This window comes from Pedobacter sp. NO84 (assembly GCF_059703915.1).
On record NZ_AP046575.1, the window covers coordinates 1,887,468 to 1,904,700 of the forward strand.

At 39.5% G+C, this 17,233-nt stretch carries 11 protein-coding genes; 5 read left to right on the forward strand and 6 right to left on the reverse strand.

The genetic code is table 11. The features are described 5' to 3' along the window. Positions 1 to 49: 49 nt before the first annotated feature. Positions 50 to 2,680, reverse strand: coding sequence for a TonB-dependent receptor (locus AC6H0V_RS08070; protein ID WP_497563214.1), 2,631 nt, complete (start codon positions 2,678 to 2,680; stop codon positions 50 to 52). A 722-nt stretch (positions 2,681 to 3,402) separates the two neighbouring features. Continuing rightward, the gene (gene guaB, locus AC6H0V_RS08075) at positions 3,403 to 4,872 is read right to left on the reverse strand and encodes an IMP dehydrogenase (protein ID WP_497563215.1); all 1,470 of its coding nucleotides are present in this window, start codon (positions 4,870 to 4,872) and stop codon (positions 3,403 to 3,405) included. A 115-nt stretch (positions 4,873 to 4,987) separates the two neighbouring features. Between guaB and AC6H0V_RS08080 the strand changes: the two genes are divergently transcribed. Next, positions 4,988 to 6,820, forward strand: a complete 1,833-nt coding sequence (locus AC6H0V_RS08080) for an outer membrane protein assembly factor BamB family protein (RefSeq protein WP_497563216.1) — start codon at positions 4,988 to 4,990, stop codon at positions 6,818 to 6,820. A gap of 397 nt (positions 6,821 to 7,217) precedes the next feature. On the opposite strand, the gene AC6H0V_RS08085 is transcribed toward AC6H0V_RS08080, so the two are convergent. Next, positions 7,218 to 7,685, reverse strand: a complete 468-nt coding sequence (locus AC6H0V_RS08085) for a GNAT family N-acetyltransferase (protein WP_497563217.1) — start codon at positions 7,683 to 7,685, stop codon at positions 7,218 to 7,220. Between the two features lie 233 nt (positions 7,686 to 7,918). On the opposite strand from AC6H0V_RS08085, the gene AC6H0V_RS08090 reads away from it, so the two are divergent. Together AC6H0V_RS08090 and AC6H0V_RS08095 are read left to right on the forward strand one after the other, a co-directional pair. Next, positions 7,919 to 9,901, forward strand: coding sequence for a DUF3858 domain-containing protein (locus AC6H0V_RS08090; protein ID WP_497563218.1), 1,983 nt, complete (start codon positions 7,919 to 7,921; stop codon positions 9,899 to 9,901). Further along, positions 9,901 to 11,793, forward strand: coding sequence for a DUF3858 domain-containing protein (locus AC6H0V_RS08095; protein WP_497563219.1), 1,893 nt, complete (start codon positions 9,901 to 9,903; stop codon positions 11,791 to 11,793). The genes AC6H0V_RS08090 and AC6H0V_RS08095 overlap by 1 nt, the downstream gene beginning before the upstream one ends. A gap of 134 nt (positions 11,794 to 11,927) precedes the next feature. On the opposite strand, the gene AC6H0V_RS08100 is transcribed toward AC6H0V_RS08095, so the two are convergent. Together AC6H0V_RS08100 and AC6H0V_RS08105 are read right to left on the reverse strand one after the other, a co-directional pair. Continuing rightward, positions 11,928 to 13,760 carry a UbiD family decarboxylase gene (locus tag AC6H0V_RS08100; protein ID WP_497563220.1) on the reverse strand — a complete coding sequence of 611 codons (1,833 nt, stop codon included), beginning with the start codon at positions 13,758 to 13,760 and terminating at the stop codon, positions 11,928 to 11,930. Between the two features lie 46 nt (positions 13,761 to 13,806). After that, positions 13,807 to 14,286, reverse strand: a complete 480-nt coding sequence (locus AC6H0V_RS08105; RefSeq protein WP_497563221.1) for a Dps family protein — start codon at positions 14,284 to 14,286, stop codon at positions 13,807 to 13,809. 173 nt (positions 14,287 to 14,459) lie between these two features. Here AC6H0V_RS08105 and AC6H0V_RS08110 point away from each other — a divergent pair, with 173 nt between their 5' ends. Beyond that, complete coding sequence (locus AC6H0V_RS08110) at positions 14,460 to 15,764, forward strand: LysM peptidoglycan-binding domain-containing protein (RefSeq protein WP_497563222.1); 1,305 nt, start codon at positions 14,460 to 14,462, stop codon at positions 15,762 to 15,764. Next, entirely contained in the window at positions 15,754 to 16,395 is a 642-nt protein-coding gene (locus AC6H0V_RS08115) for a uridine kinase family protein (protein ID WP_497563223.1), read from the forward strand. Before AC6H0V_RS08110 ends, AC6H0V_RS08115 begins: the two co-directional genes overlap by 11 nt. A 154-nt stretch (positions 16,396 to 16,549) precedes the next feature. Here the strand turns inward: AC6H0V_RS08115 and AC6H0V_RS08120 are convergent, their stop codons facing one another. Then, a complete protein-coding gene (locus tag AC6H0V_RS08120) occupies positions 16,550 to 17,209 on the reverse strand; it encodes a 3-oxoacid CoA-transferase subunit B (protein WP_497563224.1) in 660 nt (219 codons plus the stop codon). Positions 17,210 to 17,233: the final 24 nt, after the last annotated feature.

Sequence of the window (17,233 nt, forward strand, 5' to 3'; positions counted from 1 at the left end):
GCGCACAAGCATCTAACCAAATGAACGAGTGAACTAATGGACCGATGGACTAAAATATGTAACGCAAAGTCAAACCATAAGACCTTGGATCGCCAAGAACACCGGCATACAAACCAGAGTTACCCGCAGCGGCCTGCAATTGTTCGTAGTAATTTTTATTGGCTATATTTCTGCTCCAAGCAAAAATGGAAATCTTTTCTGATTTAAATCCTAGTCGGGCGTTAAACAAGGAATAACCATCAATATTTAGCACACTTGAAGGCGTTGGGTTGGATGAATACCCTGAACGATGGCTTGCATCCCCTGCAACAAAATACCTTCCAGTTCTTGTGGCCAAATTACCGGGAAAACTAAATTCTGCACCCCCAGAAATATTCCATTTTGAGATACCTGGTAATCTGCCCCCTGAGGCATCTTTGAAAGCAACTTGTGTAGCGGTGCCGTTAATTATTTCTGTATGTCCCGTTTCTTCTAGAGGCAAAGGAGCATTTGTAAATTTCACATATTTACCATCTAAATAGGCTACAGCTGCATTTAAAGTTAGAGATCTTTCCAGTTGATAACTTCCATCAACCTCCAATCCGTTAACATTAACTTTCTCTGCATTGGCAAGATAGCCCCTGTTTACCCCTAGTTGCGGCGATTGAACATTTGTTTGATAATCTTTAATATCTGTATTAAAGGCGGTTATATTTACCAATGCCCCTTTTGTAGGTTTACTTTTAATACCGAATTCATAGTGTTTAACAAATTCTGGTTTTACTATGGCTACGGATAGGTCTGCCTCCCCGGTGGATGTAGTTGGTAAGCCTCCAACGTTAACACCAACAGGTTTATATGCGGTAGAGAAAGTACCATAAGCATTTAACCTATCTGTAGGTCTATAGGATAGGGTGATGTTACCAGACAAATTGTTGTTATCTGTATTTATATTGAATTGCTGATTGGCATACACGGCTGCTTTAAGGGCAAGTAAATTGGCATCGGTGGTTTGTAAGCCGCCATAAGTTACCCTGTTATAATCCACGTCTTTTTTATCGTAGGTGTATCTTAAACCAGGTAAAACATGCAGGTGGTTCAAAAACTCCCAATCTACCTGAGCAAATACTGCAGTACTTAATGATTTAATGGTGGAATTGGTTTTGATCCCAAATCCATCTAACAAGCCAGGGGTAGAATACAATGCCTGAGTACCCGTGTTACCTGTTTGTACAAAACGCCACTGATCTTTGCCCACTTCTTCGGTTTGACTTAATCCTTTCAGATTTTGACCGAGTGCAAATACACCAACTACACCGCTTAACTTCTCGGTTATCTTACCTGCATATCTCACTTCTTGCGAATATTGATCATGGCGAGAGTTTCCTTGGGATTTAGTAAGCGCAGACAATTCTGAAAAATCCCTGTCATTTGTAGGATCCCAATTCCAGAATCTCCAAGCTGTAGTAGAAGTGAGGGTTCCATTCCCTATTTTATAATCCACGTTTAGGGAGATGCCACCAATAGATTGATTATGCCTCCAAGGGGTATTGGTATTAATTTCTCTAGAAAAGGGATTAATCACGGGTTGTTGGTAACCTAGATCGGTAACAATTCTTGCATACTGGCGGTAGGCGCTTCTTTCTGTTGTGGTAACGCCTGCAATAACCAAAGGATAACCTGCTGGATGTTGAATGCTCACATCACCACTCAACAACACTTGTAATTTGTCTGATGGTGTAAAATAGAGTTGACCTTTAAACCCAAGATTATTCTGACCGCTATATTTACGTTCCTCTCTAGTATTCCAAATTGTACCATCACGTTGGGTGCCCGAAATCGATAATTTTGCGGCGATATTTTTTGCCACACCACCAGAAACTGATGTTTTTGCTTGGATAAAGTTATAATTTCCAAAACCCAATTCTACCTTGGCATTGGGGATCTGTGATGGTTTTGTAGTGGTAATATTAAATGCACCCGCGGTTGTATTTTTACCGAAAAGTGTTCCCTGTGGACCGCGGATAATCTCTATTTGTTCGATGTCGAGAAAATCTGTTGAAGTTGAGGCCGGACGGGCATGATAAACCCCGTCTACATAAAAGCCCACCCCAGGGTCGATTCCATCATTGGTTAAACCAAATGTTGAACCCAGTCCCCTAATATTAAGCGTAGTATTGCGCGCATTCGAGGCGTATAATTGTACTGATGGAACCAGTTCTTTTAACCGATTTACATTAAACGCTCCAGCATTTTCTGCCGCTTGTCCGCCAATAACTGTAATGGCAATCGGTACATCCTGTAGCACTTCCGAACGTCTTCTTGAAGTTACCACGATTTCATCCAACAAGGCATTTTCTACCAATACCAATTCTAAGGGTGTATCTTGAAATTTTAAGATCTGGAAATCCTGTGGTTTATACCCTACAGAACTAACCTGGATATAAAATGGGGGTTCTAGCTTGGCGTTGATACTAAATACTCCATTATCATCTGCACTTACAGCAATATTTGTTCCCCTTATCTTAACCGTTGCACGGGGTACCGGTGTGCCATTGGTACGCTTAACCACCCCAGTTACTTGGTTTTGAGCATAGGTAAGGTTTGTTAATAACATAAATGAAAAGAGGATGAGTACGTGTTTTGAAGTAAAAAACGAAATGCTAAAGGTAGAGTAAGCTGCGTAAAATTTAGGTTTCATGAAGGAAGGTTTAAGTAAAAAATGGAGTTCAAATTAAATAATATATAAAGTCTATAGATTAAGTAGACAAATATATTTTAAAAAATTTGATTACCAAATTTAATTTGGATTCTTTTTCGGCTTTGCGAACCCGAACCTTCCTCGGTGAAGCACGACAACCTTTCTAGATTTTCTTACTAAATGTACACCTCCAGTGATGTCAGCCTTAAGCTATCGAAGGCAGTACTATCTTTAAGATTAACAGTGATGATTTCTCCCATGATTCCCGATGTGCTTCGAGAGCCTCAGCATGACAGCCTTTCTAGATTTCTTTTCAAATGTGCACCTCCAGTGATGTCAGCCTGAGGCTCTCGAAGGCAATATGATCTTTAAAGGTTAACAGTGATGATTTCTCCCATGATTCCCGATTGCTTCGAGAGCCTCAGCATGACAGCCTTTCTAGATTTCTTTTCAAATGTGCACCTCCAGTGATGTCAGCCTGAGGCTCTCGAAGGCAATATGATCTTTAAAGGTTAACAGTGATGATTTCTCCCATGATTCCCGATTGCTTCGAGAGCCTCATGACAGCCTTTCTAGATTTCTTTTCAAATGTACACCTCCAGTGATGTCAGCCTGAGGCTCTCGAAGGCAATATGATCTTTAAAGGTTAACAGTGATGATTTCTCCCATGATTCCCGATTGCTTCGAGAGCCCTCAGCATGACAACTTCTTAGATTTACCGACTACCGACTGTAATTAGGCGCTTCTTTAGTTATAGTAATATCATGCGGATGACTTTCTCGCATACCGGCAGCGGTTATCTGTACAAACTGTGCTTCCTGTAATTTTTCGATGTTAGCGGCACCACAATAGCCCATGCTTGCACGTAAACCACCGATATATTGATACATTACTTCGGCTAAGGTTCCTTTGAACGGCACGCGACCAACAATGCCTTCTGGCACCAATTTTTTGATATCGTCTTCTACATCTTGGAAATAACGATCTTTTGAACCCTGTTCCATAGCCTCTATCGAGCCCATACCACGGTAGGATTTAAATTTTCGCCCTTCATAAATGATGGTTTCACCTGGAGATTCTTCTACCCCTGCAAACAATGATCCCGCCATTACCGTACTTGCTCCCGCAGCAATTGCCTTAGAAATATCGCCGGTATGTTTAATTCCTCCATCTGCAATAACTGGAACGCCTGTACCCTTTAATGCTTTAGCGCATTCGTACACCGCATATAATTGAGGAACACCTACACCCGCAATAATTCTGGTGGTACAAATTGATCCTGGTCCGATACCCACTTTAACAGCGTCAGCACCTGCATCAGCCAAGAATTTGGCCGCTGCACCAGTGGCGATATTGCCTACAATTACCTGTAGATCGGGATATTTTGCCTTAACTTCCTTTAATTTCTCCACTACGCCTCTCGAGTGGCCATGGGCAGTGTCGATGGTAATCACATCCACTCCTGCCTTCACCAGTGCATCTACACGTTGCATGGTATCGGCAGTAACGCCAACTGCTGCACCAACGCGTAGTCTACCTTTTTCGTCTTTACAGGCGTCAGGATGGTTTTTTACTTTTTGAATATCTTTAAATGTTATTAATCCGCATAAATAACCCTCTCCGTTAACCACCGGCAATTTTTCAATTTTATAATTTTGTAAAATCTCTTCAGCTTGAATTAAATTTGTTCCTTCTGGAGCAATAATGAGGTTGTCTTTGGTCATGACCTCACTAATGGGCCTATTCATATTTTTTTGAAAACGAAGATCGCGATTGGTAATAATACCTACCAGTTTATTGTCGGCACTCACTACCGGAATACCTCCAATCTGGTGTTCTTTCATGATTTTAAAGGCATCAGCAACAATCGAATTTTCTAATAAGGTAACTGGATCCTGGATCATTCCGCTTTCAGAACGCTTAACCTTGCGTACTTCATCAGCTTGTCTTTCAATCGTCATATTCTTGTGCAACATTCCCAATCCACCATTTTGAGCAATGGCGATGGCCAATCCCGCTTCGGTTACCGTATCCATTGCCGCCGAAACCAATGGCACATTTAACTTTATTTTTCTCGTTAGATAAGTGGATGTATTGACTTCGCGGGGCAAAATCTCAGAATATGCGGGCACTAACAATACATCATCGTATGTTAAACCAGTGGCAATAAATTTTTGGGGATCGAGTTGCATAGCAAATAAATTAGGAGTTCTTATTTGCAAGGCAAAGGTACACCTTAATTAGCTAATTATCAAATTTGCTTCCCGATAGCTATCGGGATACAAATTCAATGTGTAGATTAGCTTTATGAAAAAATTCCTATTTCTGCTTTTTGCCCTTTTCTTAAGCTTTACGCTCTCAGCCCAGAATTTTAAATATGCTTTTATTAGCGATACCCATGTGGGTGCCACCAGTGGTGAAGAAGATCTTCGAAAAACGGTTGCAGACATTAATGGGCAGAGCGATTTAGATTTTGTTGTTATCACTGGCGATATTACAGAAATGGGCACCAATGAAGAGCTTAGATTAGCGAAATCCATTTTTTCTACCTTAAAAATTCCCTATTATATTGTACCTGGCAACCACGATACAGGCTGGTCTGAATCGGGAGGTGTAAGTTTTATCAAAGAATTTGGATATGATAAATTCACGTTCGACCATAAAGGTTATCGTTTTATTGGTTGCGCCTCAGGACCATATGTGCGCATGTCTGATGGTCATATTCCGAGGGATGCCACAGTTTGGTTAGCAGAGCTGATTAAAAAAACACCTAAAAGAATGCCCATAATTTTCGTGAACCATTATCCTATAGACAACGGGCTGGATAATTGGTACGAGGTAGTTGATCAGTTGAAAAAAAGAAATATCCAATATATCATTTGTGGTCATGGACACAACAATAACAAGTTAAATTTTGAGGGGATTCCCGGCACGATGGGAAGGTCAAATCTCCGCGCAAAAGACAGCATAGGAGGATATAACATTGTAAGTATGCATGATGATTCAGTGTATTTTGCCACCAAAAAACCGGCGCAGGCCTTACTGCCTACTTGGCGAAAAATTGGGCTCAAAACATTTGTTAACGATGGAAAAACTTATGAAAGACCGGTCTTTAACATCAATCAGCAATACCCCGAAGTAACTGCAACCTGGGCCTACCATTCTAATGCCAATGTGGTGAACACCCCCACTTATACCAATACAAAGGTTATTTTCGGCAATAGTTTAGGGTTAGTAGAGGCGCTAGACAGAAATACAGGTAAAAAAGTGTGGACCTTTACTACGCAGGGCTCAATTTATTCATCGCCAATAGTTATTGCTGATCTGGTAATTTTAGGATCGGGAGATGGGAATATTTACGCCTTAAATGCAGAGAGTGGTAAGTTAGTCTGGAATTTTAAAACCGAACAAGCAGTTTTAGGTTCGCCCGTAACGGATGGGAAGGTTGTATTTATCGGCGGAAGCGATCACAATTTCAGGGCACTAGATGCATTATCCGGAAAACTAATCTGGACTTTTAACGGAGTTGAAGGGTCGATTGTTGGCAAACCCCTCATTTATCAGGGCAAGGTGATATTTGGTTCGTGGGGGAGGCATTTATATGCATTGGATATGAAAACCGGAAGTCTAGCATGGAAATGGAACAATGGAAATGGAAATAGGATGTTCTCTCCAGCAATGTGTACTCCAGTGGCCACCAAAGGCGTAGTTTACATCGCTGCTCCTGATCGATTTCTAACTGCAATAAATACAACAACTGGCCTAACCCTTTGGAGAAGCAAGGAAGCGATGGTGAGGGAATCTATTGGTTTATCGACCGATAGTTCTACGATTTATGGCAAAACCATGCAAGACATTGTAGTTGGTGTAAAAACGCAAGACACAGACCCCGACATTTCATGGAAACTGAACGCTGGATTTGGTTACGAACATACACCCTCAGATTTAATCGAAAGAGATGGTATTGTTTTTTATGGCACTAAAAGTGGAGTTGTGTACACCTTTGATGCTAGCTCCCATCAAAATCTCTGGGCACATAAGATAGATAATTCTATGATCAATACAGTAAATCCAATAGATTCCAAAAATATTATTGTAAGTACGATGGATGGTAAGGTGGAGCTGTTGAAGGTGAGGTAAAGGGGTTAGTGCTAGAGGGAGGTCAGGCGTCCGAGAGTCCGTTTGTTTGGTGCTAGAGGGAGATATTTCTTGAAGAGTCCGGGAGTCAGAGAGTCCGTTTGTTAAATGCGAGCTTTGGAGGTTAGCTGAGCTTAAAAGTCCAGAAGCCAAATAGTCCAGAAGCCGATTTGCTTACTGCGAGCTTTGGAGATTAAATTTCTCTCTAGCGATAAACCAATTGACTCTCGGACTCCTAAAGCTAGATTCTCCCTTGATTTAAACCCACGGACTCCCGGACTCCTAAAACTAGATTCTCTCTAGCGCTTAACCCCACGGACTCTCGGACTCCTAAAGCTGGACCCTCTCTCGCGTTAAACGAACGGACTCTCGGACTCCTAAAACTAGATTCTCTCTAGCATTAAACAACCCTACTCTCGGGCTCTTTTTCGCAATGCTGCCTTAATTGTTTGGGGCCCTGTGGCCAGATAAATGCGGTAGTTTGTTTTTTCCAGCCTAAGCTTTTATAAAACTTATCGGCTCCGGGAGCAGCGCTCAAGTTCACAAAGTGATAATTAACCAATTGGTTATTAAGTGCAGTAACTAGGTACTTCCCTAATCCTTGGCCCTGAAAGTCTGGATCAACAACAATATCAGCCAACATGGCGTAGTATCTGCCATCGCCCACTACCCTTCCAAAGGCAATGACCTGTTCTCCACTGAAAATAAAAATGGTTGTGGTACTATTTTTAAACGCAGCAGCAATTTCATCAGCCACACGATGTTTCCAATTGATTTTATAAAACAGAGAGGTTACATAATCCCAATCTATAAGTGAAAGGTCTGGATTGATTTTATAAGTATACGATGGATTTTCGGTCAGATTCATGTGTATCAAACGAAATGATGATAAAATTGTTTTGTAATATGATTACACCGATTAGAAAGATTGCACCGATTTGCCTAATGGTTAATTGTTCAAACTGGTTAATTGGTTAACTGTTAATTTTCCATCTCCCATCTCCCATCTTACATCTCCCATCTTACATTAAAATATATTTGCATTAATTACCCAACACATTAAAATTATTTTTTATCTTGGGATAAGAAAATCACTCTCTTATGAAAACTAAAACGCTCCTCATCCTCTTAGGCATTTCTATGTCTTATTTAAGCGGTTTTGCTCAAAAAAAGGAATTTAAGTTTGGCAAAATTGATCCTGAAGAATTTCAAATTAAAGCTCCAGGACAAGATTCTTCGGCAGCGGCGGTTAAAATTTTTGATGTTGGAAATTGTTATTTCGAGCTGGTTAATGGCTCATTCGTTTACATTTTCGAACGTCACTTCCGGTATAAGATCCTAAATAAAAATGGCTACGATTATGCCAATTACAAAATCGGATTGTACCGAAGTACAAGTGGCGGCAAAGAAGAACTCTATCGAATGGAAGCAGCAACTTACAACATGGTTGATGGCAAACCTGTAGTTAGCAAGATCAATAAAGACGCCAAGTTTACCGAAGAATTTAATAAACAATATTCGTTTAAGAAGTTCGCCCTGCCAAATGTAAAGGAGGGTTCGATCATCGAATTTAAATACACGATAAAATCTGATTTTCTCTTTAATCTTCGCGGATGGAATTTCCAGGCCGATGTACCAACGCTTTATACCGAATATAACGTAACCATACCAGAGTATTTTACCTATAAGAATAATTTCTCCGGAATTTTAGCCATCAACCGAACCAAGCATGAAGCGGTAAATCTAACCTTTGGTTCCCTGAGCGCTAACGGCACACTGGATCAATATGCTATGTCTAATGTGCCTGCGCTTAAAGATGAAGCCTACATCACCACTTTGGATGATTATAGACCCTCTGTGGATTTTGAACTGAGCGCAACGCACTTTCCTGAATCCCCTTATAAAGATTATTCGGGTACCTGGCCAAAAATCGTATCCACTTTAGCACAGGATGAAAACTTTGGCCTTTTTATAAATAAGAATGGGTATGCGAAATCAGTAATCCAAAGCATTTTAAAGGGCGAAAAAGATACCCTAAAGATGGTAACACTTATTTTCAACTATGTCAAAGATAATATCAAATGGAATGAAGATTATAACGTATACTCTTCTGGAACAAACCCTAAGGCGGTATTCGAAAAGAAATCTGGAAATGCTGCAGATATCAACTTGAGCTTAGTTAGTTTGTTAAGGGAAGCAAAAATTGATGCCAATCCCGTTTTGGTTAGTACCCGGGAAAATGGCATTCATCCTGGGTATCCAGTGATTACCAAATTTAATAATGTATTTGCCCATGCTTTTATAGGTAATAAGGATGTACTATTGGATGCCACAGACAAAGATTTAGTTGTGGGAATGATTTCTTATGAGAACTTAAATCACCAAGCCTTATTGGTTGACCTCAAGAATACCGCATCCAGATGGATCCTTACCGAACCCGAATTTAGTGGTGAGCGTATTTTTAACTACAATTTAACGCTAGATAAGGAAAATAAACTAAAAGGCACTATAAGTCAGTATGCAAAAGGGTATTCTGCGTTAAACTTGAGAGATAGATACAGAACCAAAAATAATGAGGCCGAATTCTTAAAAGATTTTAAGAAAAACAAAGCAGGTCTTGAACTCTCCAACTACAAAATAAGCAATTTAGACAACTTGGATGAACTGCTAAGCGAATCAATGGATGTGGTAATCGAAGATAATGTGGAGGAAGCAGGAAACCTGGTTTATTTCACCCCTTTATTATTTGAAAGAACAAAAGAAAATATATTCAAACAAGATACGAGAAACTTTCCGGTAGATTTTGCATACCCAATTAAGGAGAGTTACCGCATAACCGTTACTTTCCCTGACGATTATGAAATTGATAAACTTCCTACAGGCACATCCTTTAAAATCCCAGATAATAAGGGCACGTTTACCATTACTTTTTTAACTCAGGATAAAACCGTTATGGTAAAAAGTGTAATTGATATCCCGAAAACAGTGTACGAACCAGAAGAATATTTCGATCTGAAAGAACTGTTTAAAGCGATTGTAAAAAAACAAGCAGAACAAATTGTATTTAAGAAGAAAGCGGAATAATGAAAAAAATAATCCTTTTTACCGTTTTATCGGTGATAACCTTTTGTGGCAAAGCCCAAAACTACGATAGCAGCAAGATTCCTGAAGCCTTACTTAAAGATGCCGTTGCCGTAGTACGTAATGAAGAGCAGGTTTATGATTTTAAGAGCCCAAGTGTAGGACAGGTAGATTATAAGATAGCCATTACTATTTTAAGTAAAGCAGGTGATGAATTTGCACAAATGGGAGAATATTATGATAAGTTCTCGAGCATTTCTAACATTAAAGCCACACTTTATGATGCTGCAGGTAAAAAAGTTAAGGAATATAAATCTTCAGATATCAAGGATCAAAGCATGATTTCTGATTATTCTATTTATGAAGATAACAGAGTAAAAGGAATAAAATTTTATAGTATCGACTATCCATATACGATTGAATATAGCTATACAAAAGATTATAAGGGCATTTTATCATTTCCCGCATGGCAGTCGGTACAGGGATATGGCATTTCTACTGAAAAATCATCCTATACGCTCCAAAAACCTCAAGCACTATCCATTAAATACTTAACTAACACTGGGCTAAAAACAGATTCGGTTCAAAATGGTGATCGGATTAAATACAAATGGTCGGCCTCAAATGTAGCAGCCATTGTTAGGGAACCAATGAGTACCGGATACGAAACTATTACCGACTGGGTTAAAGTTTCCCCAAATCAATTTGAATACGATAATACTACCGGTAATTTTAACAATTGGAAAAATTTCGGTGCGTGGATTTATAAACTGAATGAAAATGGCGGAAATTTACCGCCAGAAACTAAGCTCAAGGTTCAGAACTTGATCAAGGACGTAAAAACACCTAAGGAAAAGATCAGGGTACTCTATAATTATTTACAACAAAATACGCGTTATGTTAGTGTACAGTTAGGGATCGGGGGATTTAAGCCCATCTTAGCTGAGAAAGTTGCCCAAGTAAACTATGGTGATTGTAAAGCATTATCAAATTACATGAAAGCGCTATTAAATGAAGCCGGGATAAAGGCCAATCTTATTGTAATCGGAAACGGAATGCCAAGTTTAAATCCAAATTACTCGAGCATGGGCCAAGCAAATCATATGATTGTTGTAGTGCCCCTGGCCAATGATACTACTTTTTTAGAATGTACAAGTCAGCATACCCCAATGGGATTTATTGGCTATGATAATGCAGATAGAAACGTTTTGATGATTACCGAAGATGGTGGAAAAATTATTCATACCCCCATCTATACTGCGAAAGATAATTATCAGCTCCGTAAAACGAAAATTAGTTTTCAGGATAATGGCATAGCCGATATTGGGATGAAATGTACGTACGGTAATGCTCAATTTGAAGATAATTATGAGATGTTATTTACCGAACCTACCGAACAACGAAAGATAATTAACGAAAACATAGATATTCCAGGTGCAGAAGTGGTTTCTTTTAAATACGAACAATCAAATAAAGCCTTACCTATATTAACGGAGGAAATTATGCTAAAAACCCCCCAATTGCTAACCACCGGGGGTGATAAAGCATTTTTGACACTAAATCTAACTAACCGTCAAGAGAGTGTCCCGGCTAAAATGGAAAACCGCAAAACACCGTTTGCAGTTCCCTTTAGTTATCAAGATGATGATGAAATCAGTTATGCCCTACCAAAAGGCTATACTATAGAGTTCTTACCAAAAGACATTAATCTCAGTTCAGAATTTGGAAGCTATTCGGCAAAATTTTCAGCAAAAGATAATACAATTATCTACACCCGTACAAAAATGATGACTGCTAAAAAATTTCCCCCTGAAAAATATAACGAACTCGTAGATTTTTATAAAAAGATTTTTCAGGCGGATAAACAAAAGGCGGTGTTGGCAAAGGTGCCTTAAGGTTATCTCAAGAAAGAAATTAAATAAAGTCGGAAAGTCCGTTTGTTTAAATTCGAGAGAGAAATTAACTTAGAGGAGTCTGAAAGTCGGAGGTTTAATTTAATATAACCTCGGACTTCCGGACTTTCCGACTCTTATATTACTCCAAACAAACTCCTGCCCTCTTTTCCAAGTTCATCAACTCTTTTTTCAACAGCTGGATCTTTTATCAATTCGGGCGCATGGTGCGGTTTTTTACGGGCGTCGATAATTAAAGGCCCAGCACAGCCCCAATGTTTGTTACTAATTGAATCGTTTACACCATCAATATCAACTGCCGGATTACTTCTGGTAAAAGTAACCCAAACCAGATTATTAATAGTTGCGGCCGTGAATTCGGCATCGTCGCAATATACAATCAAGGGAAAACCACTAAGATCAGTTGTTGCAAGATGCGCTTTTAATTCTGCAAGTTCTTGTTTTACTAAATTTGGCTGATAAGGTTTTCCCTGAATAACCAATATCCCTGGAATGGCAATTTTAGGTTGTTCAAATCCTTCAGGTAAACTAAACGAGGTTGGTAGCACCTCAAGTAATGTTCTTCTTTTGGCACCTGCTGCAGCAAAAACAACTTTAGATCCCGCGTTTAATCCTTCTCCAGAATAATCAAGCGTATCTATGGTGGTGTTGGTATAGAAATGTAGATCTGTGCGCAGATCAATTCGCTCTAGCATATGTGTAAAAAAAGCAGCAATAGTGGTTGTGCTTAACTCCTCATTATCTTCTCTGGCAGCAATAAATAGGTATTTAGCTAGGCTTAGCTGATTTTTGCCTAAAATATGGTTGGCAATGGTTAAAATTTCTTGAGGTTTCCGCTCTTTCAAATACGGGGTATACCTTTCGCTTCCAATAGCAAATAAGAGTGGATGTACCCCTGCCGCATCAACGGCGTTCACTTCTTTTAGTCCAGCTATCTCTTGTGGAATAGCCGTACCGGTGATCTCATGGATGAGTGCTCCAAAACTTGTATCCTCTTGTGGTGGCCTACCAACAACTGTAAACGACCAAATTGCATCTTTTTTATGGTATACATTGCTCACCTTCATCAGGGGAAAAGGATGTGTTAAGCTATAATAACCAAGGTGATCGCCAAATGGGCCTTCGGGTTTATTTTCTTGGGGATATACCGTTCCAGTAATCACAAAATCAGCATCAGCCGAAATGCAGAAACCTTCGTCGTCATAAAAATACCGAAACCTTCTATTACCTAAGGCTCCCGCGAAAGTTAGTTCCGATAATCCTTCAGGCAATGGCATCACTGCCGCTAAAGGGTGCGATGGAGGTCCGCCAACAAAAATGCTCACCTTTAACGGTTGTCCCTTTGCATTTGCTTTGGTTTGATGCACCCCAATCCCACGGTGAATTTGATAATGTAGGCCTATCTCTTTATCTATAATGTAATCATTTCCGGCTAACTGGATCCTGTACATGCCTAAATTGCCATTCATCACCCCCGGTTTGTCGATATCTTCGGTAAAAACCTGCGGCATAGTAATAAAAGGACCGCCATCCATGGGCCAGTTTACAATTTGGGGCAAACTGCTAATGGTCGTTTTTTGAAAGGTATTCTTAAAAAGCGACTGTTTTAAAGGCAGAGCAGAAAGAGCAGTTAAAGCTGCACCGGCATTTTTTAGGGGATTTTTTAGTGCTTTCATGGGATCTGATCGCAAGGCAACCAGTTGCTCTACATTGGGTAAGCTATCGCGAAACATAAATTTAGCCCTTTCTATAGTACCAAAAAGGTTGGAAACGGCCATAAATTGGCTCCCTTTCACTTTCTCGAACAATAAAGCTGGACCTTGTTTTTCGTAAACCCTAAGGTGGATGGCAGCCATTTCCAAATAGGGATCTACTTCTTCTTTAATCCGAATGAGGTGCCCATGCTTTTCAAGATCTACGATGCATTCTGCTAAATTTTTGTATCCCATTTATGCAAAGATAATTAGCTAATTCGCAAATTAACTAATTAGCTTATTATTTCTTTCCGGCAAAAGACCTTAACATCCAGGTCGTTTTTTCCTTAAACTGCATAAATTTATTTACCATGTCGTTGGTGCCATCATCTCCGGCGTCGTCTGCGGCTTCCATTACTTCGCGCTCTATCTCGATCAGCTTTGACATGTCGTCTAAGATAGCTTCAACCATTGCAGAATCTTTCATTCCGATGGTATCTACCTCTTTGATCTGGGATACTTTGATATAGTCGGCAAACCTACTATGGGGAGCTTTTCCTAAAGTTAATACCCGTTCGGCAATCTCATCGATGGTAAGTTGCGCATTTGTATATAATTCTTCGAACTTAATGTGTAGCGTAAAAAAATTCTGCCCTTTGATGTTCCAATGACAGCCTCTTAATTTTTGATAGTGGATATGATAGTTGGCCAAGTAATCATTTAATAGATCAACTACAGGCTTAACTTTCTTCTCGTTTAAACTTATTTCTTTTGCGTCCATGATATTTTTTGAGGGTTTAAATGCAATTCTTACAACAATTAAGAATAAAAATGGTTTTCAAAAATAGCTCCATGCAACAATACAATTGTCATACAATCGTTTTACTTACACTAAATTTAACGTAAAGCATATTATTCGTATAATTGTCCTTCCAAATATTTGAAGAAAAATTAATGCATAAACTATATATCCTAATCCTGGCTTCATTTCTTGCAAACATTACTGTTTCATATGCCAGTAACACCATTGATTCTATTGGTGTTGAAAACAATAAGGGCAAAAAGTTAATTGTTCACCGTGTAGAAGCTAAAGAAACCTATTATTCAATTGCAAAAAAATACAATGTCAACTATAAGGAAATAATTACGTTTAACGACAATAAGTTTTTACAAGTTGGGGTAATCATAAAAGTTCCTACGCTACGGCCTTTTATAGAAAATACTCCTGAAACGGTTGATGCAGCAGTAATCGAATATACCATTAAGCCCAAAGACAATCTAAATTTGCTTGCGGAGAGGTATGGAACCACGGTTGATGCGATTAAAAATTTAAACGGTTTAAAATCCATCAATCTCCAAATCGGACAGGTTTTAAAAATTCCGACGAGCGAAAACGCGGCAAATACTAAATTTACACCTCCCGAAATTGTTCGAAACATACCCAACAGTTCTGCAGCAGAAAAAACCAATGCTGTTGATGAGACTACAACAGAACATACCATTAAAGCTAAAGAAAACTTAAATCTCATAGCCGAGAAATACGGCACTACCGTAGAAGAAATCAAAAGACTAAATGGCTTAACCTCTAATAATCTCAGGATTGGCCAAGTATTAAAAGTTAGAGCTGGCAACAACAATCCAACAGAAGCTCCTGTGGCTCCCATTGTTACGGCACCGGTGCAAAAGGCTCCTGTTAAGCAAGAAGTAACCCCTTCAGCTGCCAATGAGGGGAATTTTGAGCATATTGTAATGGCAGGAGAGACGATCTACTCTATTGCAAAAAAATATAACCTAACTACTTTCCAGTTAAAATCAGCTAACAATATCACAGAAAATGAGGTTACGGTTGGACAAAAATTAATAATCAAAGGACCGAGATCTGTAGCTGCAGCCAGTGGCGATGAAGAGCCGGCAAATGGGAACACCATTAAGGATCCGTCTTTGCGTTATGCTGCAAGTTCCTATGGCCTAATCCAAATGGAAGAAAAAGGAACGGCAGTTTGGATTGCTGATCAGGACTTAGATCCTACTAAAATGTTGGTTTTACACCGCACTGCACCTGTTGGAACCATCATTAAGGTTACCAATCCAATGAGCAACCGTTCGGCATTTGCAAAGGTTGTTGGTAAATTTACAGAGAACGAATCCACAAAAGATGTTATTATTGTAATGACAAAAGCGGTAGCCGATGCGGTTGGCGCTTTAGATAAAAGATTTTTTTGTAATTTAACCTACGGCGCTCAAGAGAATGAACAATAAAAAACCATTAATTATCGGAATTGCAGGTGGTAGTGGATCTGGAAAAACCTTTTTTCTAAACAGTTTTTTACATCATTTCAAAAATGATGAGGTGACCTTGCTTTCACAGGATGATTACTACATCCCGGCAGGAGAAATGTCGCAAGAAGAAAATAAGCTTTATAATTTCGATCTTCCATCAACGATAGATGATGAACAGTTTCTGATAGACATCAAGAAACTAATTAAAGGCGATGTGGTTTACAAAAAAGAATACAATTTTAACAACCCTTTGGCAGTAGTTAAGATTTTAGAGATCAACCCTGCTCCGATTCTCATCGTTGAAGGGTTATTCATCTTACATTTTAAAGCGATATCAGATTTGTTGGATCTTCGGATCTTTATCGAAGCGGATGAAACTGTGGCCTTACAACGCCGTATCAAACGGGATGGAATGGAACGCGGTTACCCAGAAGAAGACGTGCTCTACAAATGGGATAATCATGTTGTCCCTGCGTATAAAGAGTTCTTGTTGCCTTATCGCGAAGCCTGCAACAAAATAATCATCAACAATAATGATACTCCAGATGATATCATTAGGATTACCGAGGAGATATCGTTAGAGTTAAAAGAGAAATTTTGTAGAAAATGATTACACTGATTATTTCGCTTCGCGGATGATTACACCGTCCCGATAGCTATCGGGATTAAGATTACACCGATTGGTATTACTAACTTTACTGGCTTAAGTTTTCTCGGAATCTCGGAATCTCGGACTCTCGGACTTTCAGACTCCAAACTCCTCCTTACTCCACACTCATCTCTGGCACTTCTTCATCTGCATAGAGCTTTCCTAAGGTGGCGTTTCTGATAAATTCTACGCTTACTCCTGGCGCTCTCTCGATTAATTTAAATCCGCCTTCTGGCAGCACATCTAGTACCGCCAATTCGGTTACAATTTTCTTTATGCATCTTACACCCGTTAAAGGCAAGGTACAGTTAGGAAGCAACTTGCTCTCTCCCGCCTTATTTACATGCTGCATGGCTACAATAATATTCTTCGCCGACGCTACTAAATCCATAGCCCCGCCCATTCCTTTTACCATTTTCCCTGGGATCTTCCAATTAGCGATATCGCCATTTTCAGAAACTTCCATCGCTCCGAGGATAGTAAGGTCAATTTTTTGCGCCCGGATCATTCCAAAACTCATCGCTGAATCAAAAATCGACGAGCCCGGGAGCGTGGTAATGGTTTGTTTACCCGCATTAATTACATCAGCATCCTCTTCACCTTCAAAAGGAAAGGGGCCCATGCCTAACAACCCATTTTCAGATTGTAAAACTACGTTTATGCCTTGGGGAATATAATTTGCCACAAGCGTGGGAATGCCAATGCCAAGGTTTACATAATATCCGTCTTTAATTTCTTTTGCTATTCGTCTCGCTATTCCTTCTTTACTTAGCATCTCTTTGAATTTTTAACCACAAAG